The following is a 24,062-nucleotide window of genomic DNA, read 5'->3' as shown; positions in this document are numbered from 1 at the left end:
TTATTCCTCCTTCATAACATCTATCAATTCTTTCTTCAATTTCTCAATTTTATCATCGATTTTTTTAGTATCTTCTCTCTCCAATCGACAGCGACATCTTTCTTTTTCAAGTATTATTAATTTCTTCTTTTTCTTCTTTACTTTACTTGAGTGAACATTTGAAAATTCTTGATTTTTAGAAGAAAGGTATTTATCTTTTAGTCGATTCAATCGTTCTTCCAAAGATAATTGAGACATCATAACCTCCTATTTAATAACCAAATTATTAATAATAAGTATTTTTTCTTTCATCGGCTATCTCTAGTATAACACGCATTTCTTAAATTGATAGAATTTAAGAATATCGTTGCTCATTATCTCCATATGTGGTAGACTAACAACAATTTAAATAGGAGGTTAACCAATGAAAAAATTAACAAAAGGCAGCCACATTCGTGTTCTTAGTCCCTCTTCTTCCATTGAACGTCTGGGTGGTTTTGAGGCTAACCTATTAGCCAAAGAAGTACTAGAAAAGCTGGGATTTCAAGTGTCATTCTCTAAGCACTATCTAGAAAATGATATCCTCTATTCTGCTTCGATTGCTAGCCGCGTAGAAGATTTACATGAAGCATTTGCCGACCCTTCTGTTGATGCCATATTAGCAACCATTGGCGGATTCAATTCCAACGAGCTTTTACCATATTTAGATTATGATTTAATCTCTAAGAATCCCAAAATAATTTGTGGTTACTCAGATTCAACGGCATTCCTTAATGCTATTTTTGCTAAAGCAAAAATCCAAACTTACATGGGTCCTGCTTATTCTTCTTTCAAAATGAAGGAAGGTCAACCTTACCAAACACAAACTTGGCTTACTGCCATGACAGAAAACCACTATGAACTTTGGCCTAGTGAAGAATGGTCTAGTGATCCCTGGTATGATCCCAGCAAACCACGCCAATTTTTCCCAACAGAATGGAAAATTTATAATCACGGAAAAGCTTCCGGTACGATTATCGGAGGTAATCTCTCTACGTTTGGCCTACTTCGAGGTACTCCTTATGCACCGAAAATTGAACGCTATGTCCTCTTGATTGAAGAGGCTGAGGAAAGTAATTTTTATGAATTTGACCGCAACCTTGCTGCAATTTTACAAGCTTATCCTCATCCACAAGCTATTCTTATGGGGCGCTTTCCTAAAGAATGCGGCATGACTCCACAAGTCTTTGAATATATCCTTTCAAAACATGCTATTTTCAAGGAAATTCCTGTTATTTATGATATGGATTTTGCGCATACCCAACCTCTTTTGACAGTGACTATTGGAGCTGAGATAAGCGTTGACACTACTACATTATCTTTATCTATAAAAGAATAAAAAAATACTCCTGCTACTCATCTGAGTAACGGGAGTTTATCATTTAGAGTTACCAAATAATAACACGTTTTTCAACTGGACGCCACATGTTATCACCATCTTTAACATCAAACTCTTTATGGAATTCTTCAAAATTCGTTACTGTAATATTAGTTCGCCATTGTGCTGGGGCGTGAACATCTACACTAGCTAACATTTGCATATACTCATCACGTGCCTTCATACGCCAAATTGTCGCAAAGTTAATAAAGAAATCCCTCGCTGAAAAATCTGACTCACGCTGCGCAGCTTCTAAAGCACAAGCAACTCCACCTAAATCTGCAACATTTTCTGATACTGTTAGTTTACCATTGACTTTTGCGCCATAAGATTCTAGTCCATCAAACTGCTCAACTACTTTATCTGTAAGTTTTTTGAAAGCTTCAAAATCTTCATCAGTCCACCAATTATTCAAACTTCCATGTTCATCAAATGAAGCTCCATTAGTGTCAAAAGCGTGTGATATTTCATGTGCAATCACTGCACCAATTCCCCCATAATTTGCTGATGAACTTTGCTCTAAAGCATAAAATGGTGCTTGTAAAATGGCTGCTGGGAAGACAATTTGGTTTTGTTGTGGATCATAATACGCATTGACCATGTGGGCAGGCATATGCCATTCACTTCTATCAACTGGTTTATTCCATTTACTCCAACCATAGGCTATTGAAATTTTGTCTAAATTAGTAGCATTTTCGACAAGCGATAGTTTAGGATCAATGATTTTTTTAGTATAAGTCTCTGGTAGTTTCTCAGGGTATCCAATGTGTGGCGTGATAACATTAAGTTTCACAATAGCTTTTTCTCGCGTTGACTGTGCAAGCCAATCCGCCTTTTCTAAGCGTGACTTATAGACATCAATCATCGTTGCAATCTTATGCTCAACATCAGCTTTAGCTTCTGGAGAGAATTTTTCCCCTGCATACCACAAACCTAGAGCTTGATTGTAAGGTCCTGAAGCAAGGTAGTAAGCTGCTTTTTTCTTATCCATTGCTTGTGGTGTGCCTGATAAAGCTCGACTGTAAACTCCCGATTTGATACGAATATCATCAGTTAAGTAAGCATTATAGGCATTCGCAGCTGATAAAATAAGATCTGCCTTTAATAATTCCCAATTAGATTCTGAGTAATAGTCAGATGCAAATTCTGTCCAGAAACGTTCTTCAGGAACAATAACTTTATCTGGTTTTTGTCCTAATATCTTTTGGAAAATCGCATCTAATGGAAGTTCAGGTGCTAATTTTGTGAAATCTTCCCAGTTATAAGGATGGTAAAGTTTAACATATTCCGAACTCTCTTCGCGAGATAAGACATATTGTGCCAATTTTGCATCCAATGCTAAAACCTTATCCAAGATATCTTTAATTTCCTGTTCTGAAAGGCCAAACAAAGGCAGTAAGTCTTCTTGACTTTTACGCCAAAGAGCAAAGAGTTCCTTTCCTTTTTCATTATCTTCACTATAATAAGTTGTATCTGGTAAAATAATCCCAGGCGCTTCAGCCCAGAGTACATTCAATTGAGCATTCATAAAGTCAGGAGCCACACCAAATGGAAATTCATTTGGTTTACCTTCTAGTTCATATTCTGCAACTTTTGATGCAAACTCAGAGAAAGATTGTAGGCCTTTATATTCTTCAATTAATGGTAATACTGGTGATACTCCTACCTCTTCACGTTTTTGATAATCAGCTGTCATTTTATGAAAAGCAATAAAATGATTTAAAATCGTATCACTTGGTTTATTTTCATCAGCCAGCCACTTATCTGTCGTTGACAGCATTAATGCTTCAATGTCATCAGCAAGATCAGAAAAACCACCTGTCCTTGGTTTGTCATCAGGAATAACAGCTGTCTTAGCCCACTCCCCATTAACCGCTTGGTAAAAATCATCTTGATATTTTATCATTATTTTCTCCTTAATATCTCATATGTAATCTCTTACAGTCTAACAGAAAATTCAGAGTTTGACTATTAAAAATACTCTCATATTGGTGCTTTCTCTAAATATCATTTTGTTATTTTTGCTATACTATAAACCAACAAGGAGGTTGTTATGATTGACAAATATTATAATTGGGCAACGCTTGGAACCGGCGTTATTGCCAACGAATTAGCCCAAGCACTGGAAGCACGTGGACAAAAATTATATTCTGTAGCTAATAGAACTTACGACAAAGGACTTGAATTTGCTAACAAATATGGTATCCAAAAAGTTTATGATCACATAGATCAAGTATTTGAAGACCCTAAAGTGGATATCATTTATATCTCTACTCCCCACAATACTCACATCTCATTTTTACGAAAGGCTTTAGCAAATGGTAAGCACGTTCTTTGCGAAAAATCTATTACTTTAAACAGCACTGAACTTAAAGAAGCCATAGATTTAGCCGAAACTAACCATGTTGTCTTAGCTGAAGCCATGACTATTTTTCATATGCCAATTTACCGCCAATTAAAAACATTAGTTGATAGTGGAAAATTAGGACCGTTAAAAATGATTCAAATGAATTTCGGAAGTTATAAAGAATATGATATGACTAACCGTTTTTTCAGTCGTGACCTAGCAGGAGGTGCTTTGCTGGACATTGGTGTTTATGCACTTTCTTGTATTCGCTGGTTTATGTCAGAAGCACCTCACAACATTACCTCTCAAGTTACATTTGCACCAACAGGGGTTGATGAACAAGTTGGTATCCTACTAACCAATCCAGCAAATGAGATGGCGACTGTCAGCCTTAGTTTACATGCAAAACAACCTAAACGAGCAACTATCGCTTACGATAAAGGCTACATTGAACTTTTTGAATATCCGCGAGGACAAAAGGCAGTTATTACTTATACTAAGGATGGGCATCAAGATATTATCGAAGCTGGCAAAACTGAAAATGCTCTCCAATATGAGGTAGCTGATATGGAAGAAGCCGTTTCAGGAAAAACTAACCACATGTACTTAAACTATACCAAAGACGTTATGGATATCATGACACAGCTACGTCAAGAATGGGGATTTACCTACCCAGAAGAAGAAAAATGAAGAGAGCTTGACAATGATTGTCAAGCTCTTTTTAGTTAATATACACTACATTTTCTTAAAAAATAGGCATTTAAAGAAATAAATCATACCAACTGCTAAACTCAAAATAGCATAAACATAGAAAACTGCATTTATTTGTCCTAGTAAATGATCAAAACAAGACAGAAGAATAGCCGCACTAGCTCCACCAATATTACAAAATACTAAAACTAATGTCGTTGCAGAACCAACCAACGAATATTCAACACGGTCTGCTACTAGGCTAAACACAGCAGTGACCATCAGGCTGTAAAGGAAACCTGATGCCATCGCACTAATTGTTAGTACCATTAGATTAGAAGGCAATCCAACTCCAAGCAATGTTAAAGAAAATAAGACGAGGCAGATTGGAATTAATTGCTTATGAAACATAGCTATCAACTGACCAAAACTCATACCTGCTATTATTCCCATAAGCATCATCGCACTAAGAACAAGACTAGCTTGAGCTGGCGTACCCAAACCAAATTCTACTACTAGCAGAGGTATCCTAAGATTAATCCCAGTATTTATAGTTATGACAAATCCTGCTAAAATAGCTAAGGCGACAATATAAGTCAAATCAGCTTTAGGGACTTTTTGACCTTTAGTTTTAATCTTATCATTTGTACCTTTCACCACTTTCTTAGGCGCAAAAACAAGATATAGAACTAAGATTGGTAAAGCTAAAAAATAAATCATAAATGATTTGGACCAACCAAAAGTCAACAATAGCCCAACTAAAGCTGTCAAACCAGCATTTCCTAAAACTTCAAAAGACCCCCTTAATCCTAAGAGTTTTCTTCTTTCTTTGCCTTGATAATATTCACTAATCACACTAATGGCCCTAGCATTAATAAAACCAATACCACTCCCCAATAAAAGACGCGATACAAATACTAAAAGGTAGTTCTGACTGACAACCGGCAATCCTCCCCCTAATGCTGTTAGCAATAGCCCAAAGATAATCATATGTTTCTCAGAAAGTTTTTTACTTAACCAAGGTGTGATAAGCAAGATGAAGATAATAGCCATCGAAGGAATTGAAAATAATAATTCAACTTGGGGTGATGGTAAGCCCTTATCTCTATAATAAGATATCATTTGTGGTAGGGCTGGTGATGTCGAAAAAGTTGATAGCAAGATAAGTGATAAAGAGAGTAAACTTAGCTTCTCCATAAAGATTTTCAAGTGACAATACCTCTTTCTGATGTCTTTTTTTATATAAATAAAGTATAATCAATATTAAACTAGAAATATATGACATATGTCCTAAAACTATCTCAAATAGGGAGTCAATACATGGATATAGAAAACTACTGCCAAGACTACTGTTTGGAGACTATCTTTCCAAAACATTATTTCAAGGATTTACAAGTAATCACCCTAACTGCTGGCCAACCCGTCTGTAAACAGGGAGAACAATTAGAATACTTGCACTACATCGTCAAGGGACGTTTTAAAATTGTACGTCGACTCTTTAATGGCAAAGAACATATTTTAGATATTAAAACAAAACCAACACTGATTGGTGATATTGAACTTTTGACTAATAGACAAATTGTATCATCTGTTATTGCCTTAGAGGATCTTACAGTCATTCAATTATCACTTAAAGGACGGAAAGAGAAACTGTTAACAGACGCAACTTTCCTCCTAAAACTTAGTCAAGAGCTAGCTCAGGCTTTTCATGATCAAAACATCAAAGCGTCTACTAATCTAGGGTATACCGTCAAAGAGTTACTTGCAAGTCATATTTTAGCAATTGAAGAACAAGGTTACTTTCACCTTGAGTTAAGTAGTTTAGCTGATTCGTTTGGCGTCAGTTATCGTCATTTATTAAGAGTTATCCACGATATGGTCAAAGAAGGCCTTATCCAAAAGGAAAAACCAAAATACTTTATCAAAAATCGTTTCGCACTAGAATCATTAAATATTCAGCCATGAAGCGTAGCTTTATCATTTAATTATTTTATGCTAAACTAAATCAGAGAATACAGTTAGGAGAAAATATGTCTGCTATTGATAAATTAGTAAAAGCTAGTCATTTAATTGACATGAATGACATTATCCGCGAAGGCAATCCAACCCTTCGCAAAGTGGCTGAAGAAGTCACATTCCCACTTTCTGAGAAAGAAGAAATTCTCGGAGAAAAAATGATGCAATTTTTAAAACACTCTCAAGATCCAATTATGGCTGAGAAGCTAGGCTTACGTGGTGGTGTTGGTTTAGCCGCACCACAATTAGACATCTCAAAACGCATCATTGCCGTCCTTGTTCCAAACGTTGAGGATGCTCAAGGAAATCCACCTAAAGAAGCTTATAGCCTCCAAGAAGTAATGTACAACCCTAAAGTTGTATCGCATTCTGTTCAAGATGCTGCTTTATCTGACGGGGAGGGATGCCTATCAGTAGATCGTGAAGTACCTGGCTATGTCGTCCGCCACGCGCGTGTAACTATTGAATATTTCGACAAAACTGGTGAAAAACATCGACTCAAATTAAAAGGTTACAACTCTATTGTTGTTCAACATGAAATTGACCACATTGATGGTATTATGTTTTACGACCGTATCAATGAGAAAAATCCTTTCGCTGTCAAAGAAGGCTTACTTATTTTAGAATAAGGACAAATAACCTAGAGATAATTTTCTCTAGGTTTTATTTTTTAATAGCAAATAAAATAAGAAATCTTTTTTAAAAAGTCGACTCTTTCCAAAACATCTGGCAATCTACAATCTGTTGGTTATCGACGGAGTCATCTCCTTCAATACGATTAATCAAAATCTGTGCTACTTGTTCGCCTTCTTCATAAGCCGGCTGGACAATTGTTGACACTTTAGGAGATGAAAAGTCTGTCCATTCAATATTGTCAAACCCAACTAAACCAACTCGTGGCATATCAAAATTGAGATTCTTCATGGCAGTAAAAACCATTGGTAAAGCCCAACAATTTGGTGCAAATACTAATGTCTCCTCCTTATCTGGAACTACCGCTTTTAGAAAGTCTTCTATATCACTTTTTGAATGATCATCATCTTCAATCACCAAAGTGTCATAACCGAAACCATTGTCCTTTAAAGCATCCATGAATCCCGAAGCTCTCTCAATACGTGTACTAAGCAAGCTCGTATCAGCAGTAATCATAATAAACTTTTTATACCCTCGATTTAGACACTCCTGTGTCATATCATAAACAGCATCATAGTTATTAGCCTTAACCCAACTCGTCTTATGTTCATAAAGTTGACTATCAAAAAATACCATTGGTTTCTTTTTTTCTTTTAAAATACGAGAATACTTTCGAAAATTTGATGTAGGCTGAATAATGAAACCATCAACACCTAAATTTAACATATTTTCAATATAATCTTCTTCACTTTTGGCATCGTAATTACTATTACCCACAATAATTTGATAGCCTTTTTGTTTGGTGATATGCTCAATTCCTTTTACAATTTGATTTGAAAATGTGTTTGTTATATCTCCAATTAAGACACCTAGTAGTTTTGTTTTTTTAGAATTTAGACTTCTTGCTATCGTACTTGGTCTATAACCTGTTTCATCAATCACCTCTTGAATACGTTGCCTCGTCTCATCCGACATTTTTTCAAATTTTTGATTCAAGAAAAAAGAAACCGTTGTTTTGGAAGTTTTTGATAATTGAGCGATGTCATTAATGGTCATTTTTTTAGACATAACAAACCTCCTTTCTAATTTTACTGATTTTATTTTTTATGGTTAATATAGTACTAGTATAGCATAATAATAGCCCTCTTAATTTTTTAAACGACTCATTTTGCCATTATTTTTATCATATACAATGACTTTTCCTTTGCATTTTATCCCTTGCATCAAATAGAGTTTATCCCCAAAGATAATATCATCCATAAGCACTCCAATTAAATAATGAAAGTCTTGAGACCTAATATCAAATGCAATGCTATTACTTAGTTCCTTATGACTGTTCGTTTGCACTAAAGGAACACATTTCACCTGACAGTTCCGATCAACTATCAAGGTATAATCCATCACCTCATCAACAAATTTTATTTTCTTAACTAATTTATGACTTTCTGTCAATTGATTATACCGCTTAGAAATAAGGCAATCTTCTAGATTAAAGGTCGTAGGACTTACTAATTTCAAGTCGTTAACAAGCCCATTTTCATAAATGACCTGATCATCTAAAATATATTGATTTGTTAAGACATGCTCTCCTGGACAACTCACCTTATCAATAACTAAGGTAATGGCCTGCGGTAAAGTTAACAACCATCGCTTATGGTAATAGATATCAGAAGCTCTTTGGACATGTAGTTGTCCTTCGACCAAATGGTACCTATCCTTTGAAGTCAACTGACAATAGTCACATTTTGGATAGGAAGTATATGTCCAAGAGTCCTTGATCATTTCTAAGGGTTGCTCATCAAGGGTACATGTTGAATGACTAGTCGAACGTTTAAAATCATACCTTAGTTGTTCTTCTTTGTAAGTATATCTTCCTGCATCAATGAAAATAGGTTTCTTTTTATCATAGAGACAAACACTATTATTATCACTATGAGTATGAGCGCTACCAAATGGACCGTTCTTAAAAAATATATAACGCCTATCATCACGTAAACACACATGACCAGAATCTGGAAAAAGATAAGCAGACTCTCCTATTGTCGCACGTGGTATTTCTTCAAAAAGATAAATTGATGGCTTCCCAAACAAAAGCAAAGTTTCTAAATTAACATTATCAAAAGAAAATGATTTTGTTTTAGAAGATTTCAACACAAGCGTTGCCAAAGTTAGAATATCACGAGTATCAGTCACATCACTGTCCCCTATAGCTAGTTGACAATAATCCGGACCAGTCATAGCAATTAGATAGGTAACCATTTTTTCAATAGTTTCTTCTAATGGTAGATAATATTTAGGCGCAAGGATAACTAGTTCCATTAAGGACTTCAAGACTTCTACATGATACATAATTGATTGTTCATACTGGCTCCCGTCATCTAAAATTTGAAGCTTGATTTGAAGTAATAATTCTTCTTCAGCAAAACTCTGAATTTCAGGTAGATTTAATTCATCTTCATAATAGTATAAACACGCCAATATTGCTGTTGTTTGTAAAATTCCCCAGTTACTTAGACTATCTTTTTCACGATAATAGTCCCTCATATAAGTTATCTGCTCCCGTAAACTAGTTAATAGTTTAATTTTTTTAGTTTCTGTTATTAATCCAAAATAATCTAAAAAAATCAAAACTTTGAGCCATGACATGCAACGTATCCCAGTGTCAATAGTACGACTTACCGCCCCTTCTGGCTTTAGTGTAAATTGACAATCAATCCAATGGTACATAAAATATTTCATTTGTCTAAGGTAAGACTTATCGCCTTCAACAATGTAGACCACCAGGAATTTAAAAAGATAAGTTTGACGATTTAGCATATACAACCATTCTGGATCATCTGTTACTGGCTTATCCCACTCCAAAGGATCAAGACAATATGCTTTAGAACAAGGTTCCATATCCCAATTATCATTAAATACAAAAGTGTTCCTCATCATCAAATTAACAGAGGCTTTCATTTCTTGATAGGCATTAGATTGGTATGTTTTAATATACTTTTGACAAAATTCCCTATCAAAATCCTTGAATTTATTATATAAGCGATCTTTCATTTTTTTACAAAACGTCCTCGTCCGATATAAAAAGGACTATGTCATTGATATGTCATAATCCTTATTTATCAAAATTTTATTAAGCTAAAATACCTAACCAGCTACCAAGGATACCAATAATAACTGTAAGGATAACTAACTTATAAGTTGTCCATTTTTTATTTTTAATAAGGTAAAACATAAGGAAAGTGTAGAGTGCTGGAAGTAGAGCTGGTGCAATTTTATCAAGCATACCTTGGACAGTAACAATCTTTTGCGTTGTACTAGTTACTTTTTCTGGAGCAAAAGTGTAAGGGATTGTAAGCTTAACTTGTGTTGCAGCTAAACTTGAGATGACCGTTACACCAACGATATTAGCTGCCCGTGAGATAACTGACATTTGTTCACTCAATTTATCAATAAAACTGGTCCCAAGACGATAACCATACATGCCAGTAACTAATTTAATTCCCGTTAAAATAGTATTCATAGCCACAAAGAACAGAATCGGTCCCACCACCAAACCATCTGTCGCTAAAGAGGCTGCAATCGTTGAGAACAAGGGTGCTAAGCAAAATTGTGATAAAGAATCACCGATACCTGCAAGAGGACCCATAAGCGCCATCTTAATACCGCGAATTTCTTCTTCTGGCCGCTCATTATCAAGCATTGCTAAATGTAAGCTAGTTACAAAAGGTAAGAAATGAGGGTTTGTATTGTAAAACTCCACATTTTCTTCTAGAGCTCCCGCTAAAGCTTTTTTGTCATCTCCATAATATTTTTTGAGAGCTGGATATATGACATTAGCATAACCAAGACCTTGATAGTTACTGTAATTAAAGCCATTTTGTAAATAAAAGGCACGTAAAGCTGTTTTAGTGTAATCACTTTTTGCTAATTTTTTAGATCCAGTCATCTTGGTTGTCTCCTTCTGTCTTAGTTTCTTTAGTAAGTGCAGCTGGTTTTCTGAAAATATCAAGCAAAGCAAATATTGTTGCAATTATAGCTACCCCGATAGTTGGAACCCCAAGCACACTGTTAGTAGCCACTGATGTTAAAACTCCGTCTCCATTTGCTGTTGGAGTTAGAACTGGCAAACCAAAATAAACAGCTAGAACATATCCAAGTAGGATATAAGGAATGAGTTCTTTTTTAGCCATTACAGAGAGAATCATCGCAAAACCAATTGCAGGAAGCATTTTCCCAGCTAAGGTTAGACCATTAAGCAAAACAGGGGGAATGAGAGCAAATAAATCTGTCAAAGTTTGCGTTGAAAGAGCACCCAGTACTCCTAAACCAAATCCCAATCCAGCGAATGCCCAAATTGTACCATTTGCTGCAATTTTAAATCCTCGGAAATTACCTGCTTGCAAAGCTTTTTTAGCTGTTTCAGGCGCCCCTGCAAAAGCAGTATAAGTTGCTGTTTGAAGAAATTGAATACCAACTGCAATTGGGGTTGATAATGCAAGAGCAGCTTCCGGTGTGATTTTTCCTTTAGTTCCAGCTGTTGTAATAGCCATCAAAGTTCCAAAAATCCCAGGACCGATTGGGTTTGGAGGAACTGTCCCTCCCGCTCCCACACCAAATCCCATGTAAGCCAGTTCAGATATTGCTCCAACTGCCAAAGCTGTTTGAATATCTCCTAAAATAACACCAACGCCTAGAGAGAGAACGATACAACGATTTGTATAGAGGCCAAGCAACATGCCACTAAAACAGAAAGCCGTCCACAGTCCAATTAAGACAGCCTGAAGAATACTAATATCCATATTTTTCTCCTTTATATGATAGTAAGTTTGTCCAACTAAATATAATCTAAAATATTAACTTCCACAGCACCATCGTTACCTGTTGGAGTTGTTTTAGTATTAAATGCAATGTGATATTCTTGGTTTAATTTTCTAATTATCTCTTTATCCTTCATCCCTAAGAAGATAGAGCGACTTACCTGCTCTTTACCTTCTCCATTATGAATATTTCCAATATTAATCTCTTTAATTGGGACGCCCCCTGCTACAAGTCTATAGACATCTTTCAAATCTTTAACAATTATAAAAATCGTCTGTGCTGGGTTGGCCTTGTGAATAATATCAATAACTTTTTGAATATCAAAAAATCGCAATGCTATTGATTCTGGCACCACCGTCTTCATTAACGTTTGTTGAAGATGATCTTTGGAGACATCATCATTTGCCACAATAACAGTATTACAACTTAAAAATTTCACCCAAAGTTGTCCTTGTCCATGAATAAGACGCTCATCAACACGTGTCATTACAATATTTGGTCCTGCTGCCATTTCTGACCTCCTCGTTTTCTATTATTTATTGTTTATTTTGTTAGTAAAATACTCTTACCAATAAAGTTCCCAGTCTTTATAGAATCTTATTAAGGCTTCTAAGTAATAATAATCTCCCCAAATATTACCTTCATCTACTCCTTTACCTGAATGCCACGAATACACACCGTGCAATAGAAGAGGACGTCCTGCTATAAGTTCATTATTACTATACTGTTCAATTAGACTACGAAGCATTGTATGCATAGCATATTTGTATGTCTCTTTATCAGGATCTACTTCTGGTAAATATTTAAGCATCTCATGAATTCCACACACAGCCGTTGCTGTTGCGGATGTATCTCTAGGCTGACCTGAGCCATCCGTAAAAATAAGGTCCCAATAGGATACCTTGTCTTCAGGTAAACGATTTAGAAAATAGTTTGTCATACCTTTAAAAAGGATAATCTGCTGATAATCTTTCATTTTCCGGTAACTAAGCGGAATACCGTAGATGCCCCATGCTTGCCCTCTTGCCCAAGATGACTCATCACTATAACCCTGTCGTGTGACACCTTTTAACGGTTCTCCAGTTTCTGGGTCGAAATAAAAAGTATGAAAAGCAGAAGAATCATCACGCACCACATTGTTAGCTGAAGCGTAGAAGTGATTCACCGCAACTTGTCTATACTTTTCATCACCTGTCTGTTCATAAGCAAAAAATAAGAGTTGGATATTAAGTAAGCAATCGATAATTAAGCGATAGTGTTCCTTATACCCGAGTTCTCCCCAAGCCTGAATAAATCCACCTTTTTCTTGATAGCGCTCCATCAATTTATCTGCAGCTTTTATAGTGGCTTCTAAAGCTTTAACATCACCATTGATACGATATTCTGCTGTACAAGATGGTGTGTAAAGAAATCCTAAGTCGTGGTGATCTAATGCTATACGATTATTAATACGATTTAGAAATGACAATACATTTTTATGGGCTATGTTTTTTAACTTTTTATCCTGATTATACTCATAAGCTAACCACAAGCACCCTGTCCAAAAACCATTTGTCCATTCTGTGTTATCCATAACTTTATAAGTATTATTGAATGTTGCAGGTGTTGGATACTCTTCACCAAAGTAATCAATATTAATATAAAGTTGCTTCAAGGCTTTTTCAATCGCTCCCTCAACTTCAATCTTAGTTAATAATCTACCGTCTAAAAAACGCTTTGGATTTTCAATTGACTCAACCTTGACCGGTTTTATTTTCATCATTATTAAATGCCTCCTTCAAAAGTTACTTCTGCAATTTGTGTAGCAAGGCAATTAGAAAAATCAACAATTCCTTCACGAGATGATGTTATAACTTTATCAACAAGGTCATCTACATGTTCAAACATCGTTCTAGATAAAACAGCTTCCATTAACATTGAAAGGTTCAAGCCCGATAAAACTTTTATCTTTTTATCTGTATATTCTACTGATAAGGCGGAAGAAACATTGAAAGGGGTCCCACCTAGCAAATCAGTCAATACTAAAATTTCTTTGAAATCGATAACCTCTCTTTGCAAAGCAACTCTAACATCATTAGAAGACATGCCTGCAATAAAGTTAATACCAGCAACATATTCCTGATGCCCAGCAATAAGTTCTAAAGAGCTTAAAATACCATCTGGAAAGTTGCCGTGTGCTACAATAATAATTTTTATCATATTTTCTCCTCTTGAGTTTACCGGTTTACTTTTATAATCAGATTATAGCGCTTTCATTTTTAGGTGTCAACATCTTTTTTATATTTTTTGAGCAGTTTACTTGATTTTTTTATAATGATGTCTTTTTTATCTTTAAGAATTATAACCTAGATAAATCTTTATTATATATGTTGCCAAGTTTTATAGAAGAAGAACTCTATAGTTGACAAAACCGGTTTACTTTGTTACTATTCATGTAAACAGGTTTACTTCCTGAATTTTTTTACGGAGGTCATATTATGACTGAACAATTCTTAAAAGACAACTTTTCACTAGAAGGTAAAGTCGCCTTAATAACAGGTGCTTCTTACGGCATTGGTTTTTCAATAGCAACTGCTTTTGCTAGAGCTGGAGCAACTATTGTCTTCAATGATATTAAGCAGGAACTCGTTGACAAAGGCATCTCCGCCTATAAAAAACTTGGCATTAAGGCCCATGGCTATGTTTGTGACGTTACAGATGAAGATGGAATCAACGAAATGGTGAACAAAATTTCTCAAGATGTTGGGGTAATTGATATTCTAGTTAACAACGCAGGTATCATAAAACGCACCCCTATGCTAGAGATGAGCGCTGCAGATTTTCGACAAGTTATTGATATTGATTTGAATGCTCCCTTTATCGTATCAAAAGCGGTATTACCTGGAATGATCCAAAAAGGACATGGTAAAATCATCAATATTTGCTCCATGATGAGTGAGCTTGGACGCGAAACAGTTGCTGCCTATGCTGCTGCCAAAGGGGGACTTAAAATGTTAACCAAGAACATCGCTTCTGAATACGGTTCTGCTAACATCCAATGTAACGGTATCGGGCCCGGCTATATTGCCACACCACAAACAGCTCCCCTTCGTGAACGTCAAGATGATGGTTCACGTCATCCATTCGACCAATTTATCATCGCTAAAACACCTGCCGCTCGCTGGGGTGAGGCAGAAGATTTAGGTGCACCAGCTATCTTCCTTGCTAGCGATGCATCAAACTTTATCAATGGTCACATACTCTATGTAGATGGCGGTATTTTAGCTTACATCGGTAAACAACCTCAATAATAAAGGAGTAATATAAATGAAAATTGCATTAATCAACGAAAATAGCCAAGCAAGTAAAAATACTATTATCTACAAAGAATTAAAAGCGGTTTCTGACAAAAAAGGATTTGATGTTTTCAACTACGGGATGTATGGCAAAGAAGAAGAAGAAAGCCAGCTAACTTATGTACAAAATGGTTTACTGACTGCTATTTTACTTAATAGCGGTGCTGCAGATTTTATTATTACAGGCTGTGGGACAGGAATTGGAGCGATGCTTGCTTGTAATAGTTTTCCTGGCGTAGTCTGTGGATTCGCTGCTGATCCTGTCGACGCTTACTTATTCTCTCAAGTAAACGGAGGAAATGCTCTTTCTCTTCCTTTTGCTAAAGGATTTGGGTGGGGAGCTGAATTGAATCTGAGGTATTTATTTGAACGTCTTTTCGAAGATGAAAAAGGAGGGGGATACCCTAAAGAGAGGGCTGTGCCTGAGCAACGCAATGCACGTATCCTTAGCGAAGTAAAACAGATTACTTACAGAGATTTACTCTCTGTTTTAAAAGAAATTGATCAAGATTTCTTAAAGGAAACCATTTCTGGGGAGCATTTCCAAGAATATTTCTTCGCTAATTGCCAAAATCAAAATATAGCAGACTACTTGAAATCTGTCTTAGACTAAAGCGTCTGTTTTAGAAAGGACTTTTATGTCTAAGATTCTTTTTTTCGGTGAACCTCTCATTCGCATCACTCCAAAAGAAAATGACTATTTTGCAGATAGTATCTCAACTAAACTATTCTATGGTGGCTCTGAAGTTAATATCGCAAGAGCTCTACAAGGCTTTGGGCAAGATACTAAACTCCTCTCAGCCTTACCCAATAATCCCATAGGTAATAGTTTTCTTCAATTTTTAAAAGCACAGGGTATTGATACTCATTCTATTCAGTGGGTTGGAGAACGTGTTGGGTTATATTTCTTAGAAAATTCCTTTGCTTGCAGAAAAGGTGAGGTGGTCTACGACCGCGATTATAGTAGTTTACATGACTTTAGGATAAACCAAATTGATTTCGATCAATTATTTGAAGGAGTTTCTCTCTTTCATTTTAGTGGTATTACACTATCATTGGATGAGTCTATCCAAGAGATAACACTGCTTCTTTTAAAAGAAGCTAAAAAAAGAGAGATAACAATCTCCTTAGATCTCAATTTTCGCAGTAAACTAATTTCTCCTAAAAATGCCAAAATCCTTTTTTCTCAGTTCGCTACCTTTGCGGATATTTGTTTTGGTATTGAACCTCTTATGGTTGACTCACAGGACACTACCTTCTTCAATCGCGATGAAGCTACAATAGAGGACATCAAAGAACGAATGATTTCTCTTATAAATCACTTTGACTTTCAAGTCATTTTCCATACTAAACGTCTACAGGATGAATGGGGACGAAACCACTACCAAGCTTACATAGCAAATCGTAAACAAGAGTTTGTCACTTCAAAAGAAATCACCACAGCTGTAAACCAGAGAATTGGAAGCGGAGATGCTTTTGTGGCGGGAGCGCTATATCAACTACTTCAGCACTCAGACAGCAAGACAGTCATTGATTTCGCTGTCGCTAGTGCATCTTTAAAATGTGCTTTGGAAGGGGACAATATGTTTGAGACCGTTGCCGCAGTTAACAAAGTACTAAATCAATCGAAAGACATTATTCGTTAAAAGGGAGAATTATGATAAAATCAAAGATTTTATTGCAATTAATGCAAGGAAAAATAGTTGCTGTCATTCGTGGAAATAGCCAAGAAGAAGCTTTTCAAGCTGCTCAAGCATGCATAAAAGGTGGTATTTCTGCTATCGAAATCGCCTATACTAATAGCAAAGCTAGCCAAGTCATTGAACAACTAGTCACACAATATACTAACCAAGAACAAGTTGTCGTTGGGGCAGGAACTGTTCTAGACTCAGAAACTGCCCGAATGGCTATTTTAGCAGGAGCAAAGTTTATTGTATCTCCCGCATTTAATCTACAGACTGCTAAACTATGTAATCGTTATGCTATTCCTTATTTACCAGGTTGCATGACCTTATCAGAGATAACAACAGCACTTGAAGCTGGTTGTGAAATAATTAAAATATTCCCAGGAGGTACTCTAGGAACATCTTTTATCTCATCACTAAAAGCACCTTTACCTCAAGTACAAATTATGGTGACTGGTGGGGTAAATCTCACAAATGCCAAAGACTGGTTTCTATCTGGAGTAACAGCCATTGGTATTGGTGGAGAGTTCAATAAACTAGCAGCTTTGGGGGAATTTGATAAAATCACAGAAATGGCTAAACAATACAAAATACAGCTAAATCTGAATTAACACAATAAAAAGACAAGGTTGCTATCCTTGTCTTTTTTGTACAGTATTATCCGATGACTTTAAAGCGGTCATCATCATTCATGAATTCTTTTTCTCCTGTTTCAGCTTCGATTGAACCAAAATTTAGTTGTCCACGAAGTTTCCAACTAGCTGGAACACCATAAACAGCTTGTACTGATGCATCAATAACTGGATTGTAATGTTGTAAATTACCACCAAGTCCAAGTTCTGCAGAAAGGGCTGTCCAAGTATTTACTGAGGCAATACCTGTTGATTGCTCAGACCAAACTGGAAAGTTATCCGCATAAAGAACGAATTGTTCTTGAAGAGATTTGACAACATCTTGATCTTCAAAGAAGAGTACTGTTCCCTTTGAAGCTCCAAAACTAGCTAATTTTTCCTTAGTTCCAGCAATAGCTGTCTCTGGAGCACCTTGTACTTTCATTGTTTCTACCAAATCATTAGCAACCAATTCATCCCAGAACTTAGTAACTTCATCATTCAATAAAATGACAACACGGGAAGTTTGACTATTAAAAGCAGATGGGGATTGGCGAACTGCCTCTTTAATAATCTCTACAATTTTCTCATCAGAAACTTCTGTATTGCGACCAAGAGCATAAATAGAGCGACGGTTTTTTAATTCTTCCAAAAATGACATATTTTTTCTCCTTGTTCTTCAATCTCAGATATCTTACTACATTTGTTCTAGTGACATATGAATTAGATTAAAGTTATTTATTACTATGTAGTAATTATATTACCACTATATCGTAAAGTCAAAGAATGTGACTCACAAGGTTTTAAATTTTTTTAAAAGGTTAATCAAGTCTTCTTGCTCTGTTTCTGTTAAGACTGAAAAAGCATCTTCTACACGTTTAATATGCTCTGGTAGAGCTTTTTTTATCACTTCTTCTCCTTCAGTTGTTAAACTCACCAAAAAGGCTCTCTTATCATTCGGACAAGAATGGCGTAATACCCATCCTTTTTTTTCCATATTTTTAATAACAACAGTCATATTACCTGATGTAGCAAGCATATTTTCAATCAATTCTCCAATTTTCATTGTGCCTTTAGCATAGAGAACATCCAAAACTGCAAACTGAGTTGGTGTTAATTCAAATTCTTTAAATGATTCTGAGACTTTTCCGTCTATTGTTCTAAATGCTTTTCGCATGACAACCATAGATTTAACCGCTGAATTTTTAAAGTTTCCCATTTCATCTCCCAAACGTATTTTTCTTATTTTATCACTAATTAGTTATTTCAAGCAAGAATATCATCTTTGCCCTATCAAAAGCAGCTGGCAAATAATAAGGTTGAGTAACTACTCAACCTTATTGCTTAGAAGAAATCATCAAAAAGACTCAACTGATTGTCTTCTGGTAAATTTCCCAAAATACCCATCTCATCAAATTTTTCAACTAAGGTACTCGAGACTCCTCCTCGCTTACGAAGCTCTGTTTTTGATAAAAATTCACCATCTTCACGTGCCCGAACTATCTGTTTTGCAACGTTTTCTCCCAAGCCTTCCATAGCAACAAATGGAGGGATTAGCGTATCCTCTTCAATAATAAAGTCAGTCGCATGGCTACGATAAAGATCTAATTTCCCAAATTTAAAGCCACGCTCAAGCATTTCATTAACCAACTCTAATGTCGTAAAAAGGTCATTTTCGACATTCGTCGCCTCATTACGCTGACGCTTCTCAGTGATATCCTTCATGCGCGCCTTAACGGCATCAAGCCCAGCACTCATTGTGCGTAATTCAAAAGCTTTAGCGCGAATAGAAAAATAAGCACAGTAATAAAATATTGGATAATGTACTTTAAAGTACGCCACACGTAATGCCATTAAAACATAGGCTGCTGCATGGGCTTTAGGGAACATATACTTGATTTTTCCACACGATTCAATATACCAATCCGGGACATTATTATCACGCATTGCTTGGATATAACCGTTACGCTCATCTTCTGAAATTTTCAACCATAACCCCTTACGCACGCGCTCCATGATTGTAAAGGCCATCTTTGGTTGTAGACCAGCGTGCATTAAATAAACCATGATGTCATCACGACAACCAATAACGGTTGATAAGGTAGCAATACCTTCTTTGATTAAGTCTTGAGCATTACCTAACCAAACATCCGTACCATGTGATAGTCCTGACAGTTGCAACAATTCTGCAAATGTGGTTGGATGGGTTTCGTTCACCATACCACGAACAAAGTTCGTACCAAACTCTGGAATACCAAGCATTCCTGTAGGAGTTCCAATTTGCTCTTCTGTCACTCCTAAAACTTCCGTACCAGAAAATAACTTCATAACGTCTGGATCATCTGGAAGGATATTTGATGGATCAATTCCTGATAAATCCTGAAGTTTACGAATCATAGTAGGATCATCATGTCCTAGAATATCTAACTTTAAGACATTCTCATCAATATCATGGAAATTGAAGTGAGTTGTCTGCCAAGCAGCTGTCATATCATCTGCTGGATATTGAACCGGAGTAAAATCATAAACATCCATATAGTTAGGAATAACAACAATACCACCGGGGTGTTGACCTGTAGAACGTTTAACTCCCGCAGCACCAGTCGCTAACCGTTCGACCTCTGCATCGTTATAAAATTTATTGTAATCTCGTTCGTAACCTTTGACAAAACCAAAAGCAGTTTTTTCAGCTACGGTACCTACCGTTCCTGCACGAAAAGCATATTCTTCTCCAAAGATATCACGAACATCTAAGTGAGCAGAAGGTTGATCATCTCCAGAGAAATTCAGATCAATATCAGGAACCTTATCTCCATCAAATCCTAAGAAAGTTTCAAACGGAATATCCTGTCCATCTTTCTTGTACAAAGTACCACATTTAGGACAATTTTTATTTGGTAAATCGTAGCCTGAACCACAAGAACCATCTGTGATAAATTCAGAATGCTGACAATTTGGGCAAACATAATGAGGTGGCATTGGATTAACTTCAGTAATTCCTATCATGGTCGCTACAAAACTCGACCCAACAGACCCACGTGATCCTACTAGATAACCACGTTCATTAGAACGTTGCACCAACATTTGCGAAGCAAGATAGATAACGGCAAATCCATTACCAAGTATAGATGCTAACTCTTTTTCGATACGTAAATCAATAATATCAGGAAGAGGATTACCATATATTTCGAATGCTTTAGCATAAGTTAATTCAGCAACTCGTTCTTCAGCACGATCAACAAACGGAGTATAGAGATCCCCTTTTACAACTTCAACGTCTTCAAATCGATCTGCAAAAGTATTCGTATTGGTTACAACGATCTCATAGGCTAAATCTTTACCAAGAAAGGCAAATTCATCTAACATCTCATTTGTTGTGCGGAAATGTGCTTTTGGCAAAGGCGCTGGTTGAGCATCCTCCCCACGACCGATAGTCCTATTAATCATGGCACCTTGTCCAAGACTACGAACAATAATCTCACGGTAAATCTCATCTTCAGGCTCAATATAATGAACATTTCCCGTAGCTAAAACAGGCTTATCTAAACGCCGACCGACCTCTATTAAGTCTCTAATAATTTGTTGAATCCCCGCCTCATCTTTAATTAAATCACGAACCACCAAGGGGCGATAAATAGCAGGTGGCATGACTTCAATAAAATCATAATATTTAGCTAGGGTCACTGCTGCATCAATTCCATTTGATAACAAGGCATCAAAAACTTCTCCATCAGAACAGGCAGTACCTAGCAAGAGACCTTCTCTGTGAGCATCTAAAACTGACCTAGGAATTCTTGCCACCCCTTCAAAATATTTAACATTTGAAAGGCTAACCAACTTAAATATATTTTTAAGTCCAACCTGATTTTGGACATAAATGGTTGCATGCTTTATGCGTGCCTTTTTGTAAGAGTCTTCAGCTACCAATTTAGTATTGAGCTCCATCAAATTAGTCACATCACGATTTTCCCGCGCCTCTTTTAAGAAAATAAAGAGTAAGCGACCCGTTGCTTCAGCATCGTAGTTGGCCATATGATGATGTTCCAAAGCAACTTGGAAACGTTTGGTTAGAGGCCCCAAACCATGACGCTTATATTCAGGATAAAGATTTCTTGCAAATTCTAAGGTATCAATGACCGGCTGTGTGATCAAAGGCAGATTATGACGTTCATAATTCGCATTCATAAAACCAACGTCAAAGGTTGCATTATGCGCAACTAAAACCGTACCTTGACAAAAATTCTGAAATTCCTGAAGGACTTGTAAAATAGGTTTTGAACCTCTGACATGATTATCCGTAATACCTGTCAACTCAGTTGTAAAGGCAGAAAGAGGATGACCTGGGTCAATAAACTCATCAAATTGCTCAATAATATTACCCTTGAACATTTTTGATGCTGCAATCTGAATTAGGTCATTATTAGCTGCAGAAAGACCTGTAGTTTCCACATCAAATACAACATAAGTTGCTTCGTGCAAATTCATATCAACTTCGTTGTAGGAAATAGGCACTTTATCTTCAACAATATTTGCCTCTAATCCAAAAATTGCTTTTATACCTGCTTTTTTTGCTCTGTGGTAGCCGTGCGGAAAACTTTGAACATTGGCATGGTCGGTAATTGCAATAGCTGGGTGTCCCCACTTAGCTGCAGTATCAATGAGGCTCTCGACAGTTGGTAAAGCATCCATTGTTGACATATTGGTATGAGCATGAAATTCCACACGTTTTTGATCTGCTGGCATTAAGTCTTTACGTTCATGATGCACAATCTCTTTGATATCTTGGACATTCATTGTCAAAGATTTAGTAAAGTTATTGTTCTCAATATTCCCTCTGACTCGCAACCACGAACCTTTAGAAATCATATCGTACTTCTTCAATTCTTCATCATCTTTAGCCCACTTTTGCATAGCAAAACTTGAGGTATAATCAGTCATCTTAAAATTAATGATATGACGTCCAGTGCGGGTTGTTTTTCGTTCAACACTAAAAACCATTCCTTCAAAAACGATACGATTTTCTTCTGTTGTCACCTCAATCATGGGTGTAATCTCTGCTTTTTCAAAGCCAGCTTGACGTTGTTTGATACGCTCTTTGAAATCATAATTTTGAGTTGGGGTCACTTCTTCTGATGGAGGCGCTGAATCTTCTAGTGATTTTTGTGTTTCCAAGGCTTGCATAGCTTCTTGGTTAGCTTTTTCAAGCAATCGCTCGCGATTAGTTTCAAATGATGATTTTAAGTCTTGCGTCATTTGTTCATCAGAAACCATATCAATAGCAAGTTTACCAAATCCAAACAATGAAAACTGTTGTTCCAAACGCGGCAAATGATTCTGACGAAAATGATTATTATTGACAAATTGAGGTGCAGAAATAATCATCTGACTGCCATTGTAATGAACTTTTAATTGTGAAAAAGAACTCTTAAAACTTGCACTATTACACAAGGGTTCACAAAAAGCTTGTTGATAATAATCCTGTAGCAGATCATCAGAAAAATCAATAGTTTCTGCTCTTATATCAAAAGTAGCCTTTATATCTGCTTTTTCAAAACTATTCACTAAACGAGTTTGTAATTCACGATACACCTCAATTGGCAATAATTCTGGAAATGAAAAATGAAATTCCCATAAGCGTGATAGAGAATGAACCTTTACCTCGATAATATCAGCAGACGAAAAAACACTTGAATTCTTAATTTCAAGCGGCATTTCAATCTGATCCATAAGTTTCTTGAACAATTCTGACATAGTTTTCTCCTGAATATCTTACTTCCATTTTATCACATATCTGTAAATATTTCGAGATAACAAAAGGAGGCTGTTAAAAAAGGCATTTATTAGCCTTCTTAACAACACTCTCTTAACTGAAACTATTTATCATAAGCATCTAGACTGTAGTTTTCAATAATTTGGTTTAATTTACTAGCATAAGCAGTATCTGTCGCATAAAGACCTGTTAGAGCTGCAGTAGCATCCTTATAAGAAGAGGTATTTGATTTCCAAACAGATGCATACTTTTGACTAGATACTAACTCAGCATAATCATATAGTGAAGCAGAATAATTTGGATAGGCGCGAAAAGGAGCTTGGATTTGGGTCATATTACCTTTCCCATCATCTTCTAAAGTAGGCATTTGAACAGATTTACCTTTATATTCTCCTTTGATGCCAAAGAGGTTATAATTAGGAGCCTTAGACAAATCTGATTGTCCACTGGATGATTCCAAAATAGCTTGTGCTAATAAGACTGACGCATACAAATCATAGGTCTTAGAAATTTCAATAGCTGTTGGGGAAATCGTTTGAATAAAAGTCGTCGTTTGATCCGATGCACTAGTGACTGTCGGTTCGACATTATCATTTTTATAATTGTAAAACCAAACCCCACCCAAACCAAAAACTAATAGTGTTGTTGTTAACCTCAATACCAATTTATCTTTTTTTCGACTTTTCATGATGGCTCCTTTCTAAAATATCATTTCATTATAACAAAAGGCAGTTGCTTTTTACCAATAAGAACCATACTAA

22 protein-coding genes are annotated in these 24,062 nt (G+C 36.1%); 8 read left to right on the top strand and 14 right to left on the bottom strand.

Annotation, left to right across the window (positions count from 1 at the left end; all coding sequences use genetic code 11):
- Complete coding sequence (locus tag EGX70_RS09495) at positions 1-237, bottom strand: hypothetical protein (protein WP_000080857.1); 237 nt, start codon at positions 235-237, stop codon at positions 1-3.
- Positions 238-403: 166 nt separating this feature from the next.
- On the opposite strand from EGX70_RS09495, the gene EGX70_RS09490 reads away from it, so the two are divergent.
- Positions 404-1,357, top strand: a complete 954-nt coding sequence (locus tag EGX70_RS09490) for a S66 peptidase family protein (protein WP_000737087.1) — start codon at positions 404-406, stop codon at positions 1,355-1,357.
- A gap of 49 nt (positions 1,358-1,406) precedes the next feature.
- On the opposite strand, the gene EGX70_RS09485 is transcribed toward EGX70_RS09490, so the two are convergent.
- Positions 1,407-3,302: a M13 family metallopeptidase gene (locus EGX70_RS09485; protein WP_000599033.1), complete on the bottom strand. Its 1,896-nt coding sequence runs from the start codon at positions 3,300-3,302 to the stop codon at positions 1,407-1,409.
- 147 nt (positions 3,303-3,449) lie between these two features.
- Between EGX70_RS09485 and EGX70_RS09480 the strand changes: the two genes are divergently transcribed.
- Complete coding sequence (locus tag EGX70_RS09480; protein ID WP_000566099.1) at positions 3,450-4,433, top strand: Gfo/Idh/MocA family protein; 984 nt, start codon at positions 3,450-3,452, stop codon at positions 4,431-4,433.
- A 45-nt stretch (positions 4,434-4,478) separates the two neighbouring features.
- Here EGX70_RS09480 and EGX70_RS09475 read toward each other — a convergent pair whose 3' ends face one another.
- Positions 4,479-5,630: an MFS transporter gene (locus EGX70_RS09475; RefSeq protein ID WP_000413715.1), complete on the bottom strand. Its 1,152-nt coding sequence runs from the start codon at positions 5,628-5,630 to the stop codon at positions 4,479-4,481.
- Between the two features lie 123 nt (positions 5,631-5,753).
- Here EGX70_RS09475 and EGX70_RS09465 point away from each other — a divergent pair, with 123 nt between their 5' ends.
- Both EGX70_RS09465 and def read left to right on the top strand, forming a co-directional pair.
- Positions 5,754-6,398: a cyclic nucleotide-binding domain-containing protein gene (locus tag EGX70_RS09465; protein ID WP_000350697.1), complete on the top strand. Its 645-nt coding sequence runs from the start codon at positions 5,754-5,756 to the stop codon at positions 6,396-6,398.
- A gap of 65 nt (positions 6,399-6,463) precedes the next feature.
- Positions 6,464-7,078, top strand: a complete 615-nt coding sequence (def, locus tag EGX70_RS09460; RefSeq protein ID WP_001272875.1) for a peptide deformylase — start codon at positions 6,464-6,466, stop codon at positions 7,076-7,078.
- A 70-nt stretch (positions 7,079-7,148) separates the two neighbouring features.
- On the opposite strand, the gene EGX70_RS09455 is transcribed toward def, so the two are convergent.
- The 7 genes from EGX70_RS09455 to EGX70_RS09425 all read right to left on the bottom strand — a co-directional run bounded on the left by EGX70_RS09455 (position 7,149) and on the right by EGX70_RS09425 (position 14,099).
- Entirely contained in the window at positions 7,149-8,150 is a 1,002-nt protein-coding gene (locus EGX70_RS09455) for a LacI family DNA-binding transcriptional regulator (protein WP_000038817.1), read from the bottom strand.
- A gap of 78 nt (positions 8,151-8,228) precedes the next feature.
- The gene (locus EGX70_RS09450) at positions 8,229-10,133 is read right to left on the bottom strand and encodes a heparinase II/III family protein (protein ID WP_000654952.1); all 1,905 of its coding nucleotides are present in this window, start codon (positions 10,131-10,133) and stop codon (positions 8,229-8,231) included.
- 79 nt (positions 10,134-10,212) lie between these two features.
- Positions 10,213-11,028, bottom strand: coding sequence for a PTS system mannose/fructose/sorbose family transporter subunit IID (locus tag EGX70_RS09445; protein ID WP_000147947.1), 816 nt, complete (start codon positions 11,026-11,028; stop codon positions 10,213-10,215).
- Entirely contained in the window at positions 11,015-11,881 is an 867-nt protein-coding gene (locus EGX70_RS09440; protein ID WP_000355266.1) for a PTS mannose/fructose/sorbose/N-acetylgalactosamine transporter subunit IIC, read from the bottom strand. Before EGX70_RS09440 ends, EGX70_RS09445 begins: the two co-directional genes overlap by 14 nt.
- Before the next feature lie 35 nt (positions 11,882-11,916).
- Positions 11,917-12,411: a PTS system mannose/fructose/N-acetylgalactosamine-transporter subunit IIB gene (locus EGX70_RS09435; RefSeq protein ID WP_000718802.1), complete on the bottom strand. Its 495-nt coding sequence runs from the start codon at positions 12,409-12,411 to the stop codon at positions 11,917-11,919.
- 54 nt (positions 12,412-12,465) lie between these two features.
- Entirely contained in the window at positions 12,466-13,662 is a 1,197-nt protein-coding gene (locus tag EGX70_RS09430) for a glycoside hydrolase family 88 protein (RefSeq protein ID WP_000975706.1), read from the bottom strand.
- Positions 13,663-13,664: 2 nt separating this feature from the next.
- Positions 13,665-14,099: a PTS sugar transporter subunit IIA gene (locus tag EGX70_RS09425; RefSeq protein WP_000590441.1), complete on the bottom strand. Its 435-nt coding sequence runs from the start codon at positions 14,097-14,099 to the stop codon at positions 13,665-13,667.
- A 278-nt stretch (positions 14,100-14,377) separates the two neighbouring features.
- Here EGX70_RS09425 and dhuD point away from each other — a divergent pair, with 278 nt between their 5' ends.
- From dhuD to EGX70_RS09400, 4 genes are read left to right on the top strand one after another with little or no spacing between them, the layout of a single operon-like run.
- Positions 14,378-15,190, top strand: coding sequence for a monomeric 2-dehydro-3-deoxy-D-gluconate 5-dehydrogenase DhuD (gene dhuD / locus EGX70_RS09415; protein ID WP_000139173.1), 813 nt, complete (start codon positions 14,378-14,380; stop codon positions 15,188-15,190).
- A gap of 16 nt (positions 15,191-15,206) precedes the next feature.
- On the top strand, positions 15,207-15,848 hold the full coding sequence (gene dhuI / locus EGX70_RS09410) for a 5-dehydro-4-deoxy-D-glucuronate isomerase DhuI (RefSeq protein ID WP_000684793.1): 642 nt from the start codon (positions 15,207-15,209) through the stop codon (positions 15,846-15,848).
- Positions 15,849-15,873: 25 nt separating this feature from the next.
- Positions 15,874-16,881 carry a sugar kinase gene (locus EGX70_RS09405; protein WP_000034938.1) on the top strand — a complete coding sequence of 336 codons (1,008 nt, stop codon included), beginning with the start codon at positions 15,874-15,876 and terminating at the stop codon, positions 16,879-16,881.
- 11 nt (positions 16,882-16,892) lie between these two features.
- A complete protein-coding gene (locus EGX70_RS09400) occupies positions 16,893-17,531 on the top strand; it encodes a bifunctional 4-hydroxy-2-oxoglutarate aldolase/2-dehydro-3-deoxy-phosphogluconate aldolase (RefSeq protein WP_000597407.1) in 639 nt (212 codons plus the stop codon).
- 46 nt (positions 17,532-17,577) lie between these two features.
- On the opposite strand, the gene EGX70_RS09395 is transcribed toward EGX70_RS09400, so the two are convergent.
- From EGX70_RS09395 to EGX70_RS09380, 4 genes are all read right to left on the bottom strand, one after another.
- Positions 17,578-18,192 (bottom strand): nitroreductase family protein, encoded by a 615-nt coding sequence (locus EGX70_RS09395; protein ID WP_000008878.1) that lies wholly within the window; start codon positions 18,190-18,192, stop codon positions 17,578-17,580.
- Between the two features lie 132 nt (positions 18,193-18,324).
- A complete protein-coding gene (locus EGX70_RS09390; RefSeq protein WP_000526288.1) occupies positions 18,325-18,750 on the bottom strand; it encodes a MarR family winged helix-turn-helix transcriptional regulator in 426 nt (141 codons plus the stop codon).
- 125 nt (positions 18,751-18,875) lie between these two features.
- The gene (locus EGX70_RS09385) at positions 18,876-23,282 is read right to left on the bottom strand and encodes a PolC-type DNA polymerase III (protein WP_001292143.1); all 4,407 of its coding nucleotides are present in this window, start codon (positions 23,280-23,282) and stop codon (positions 18,876-18,878) included.
- Positions 23,283-23,404: 122 nt separating this feature from the next.
- Positions 23,405-23,989, bottom strand: coding sequence for a glycoside hydrolase family 73 protein (locus EGX70_RS09380; protein ID WP_000842267.1), 585 nt, complete (start codon positions 23,987-23,989; stop codon positions 23,405-23,407).
- Positions 23,990-24,062: the final 73 nt, after the last annotated feature.

This window comes from Streptococcus sp. FDAARGOS_522, from assembly GCF_003812445.1.
GTDB lineage: Bacteria > Bacillota > Bacilli > Lactobacillales > Streptococcaceae > Streptococcus > Streptococcus agalactiae.
Note: the sequence above shows the minus strand (reverse complement) of the source record. Positions and strands in the feature narration are given on the sequence as shown.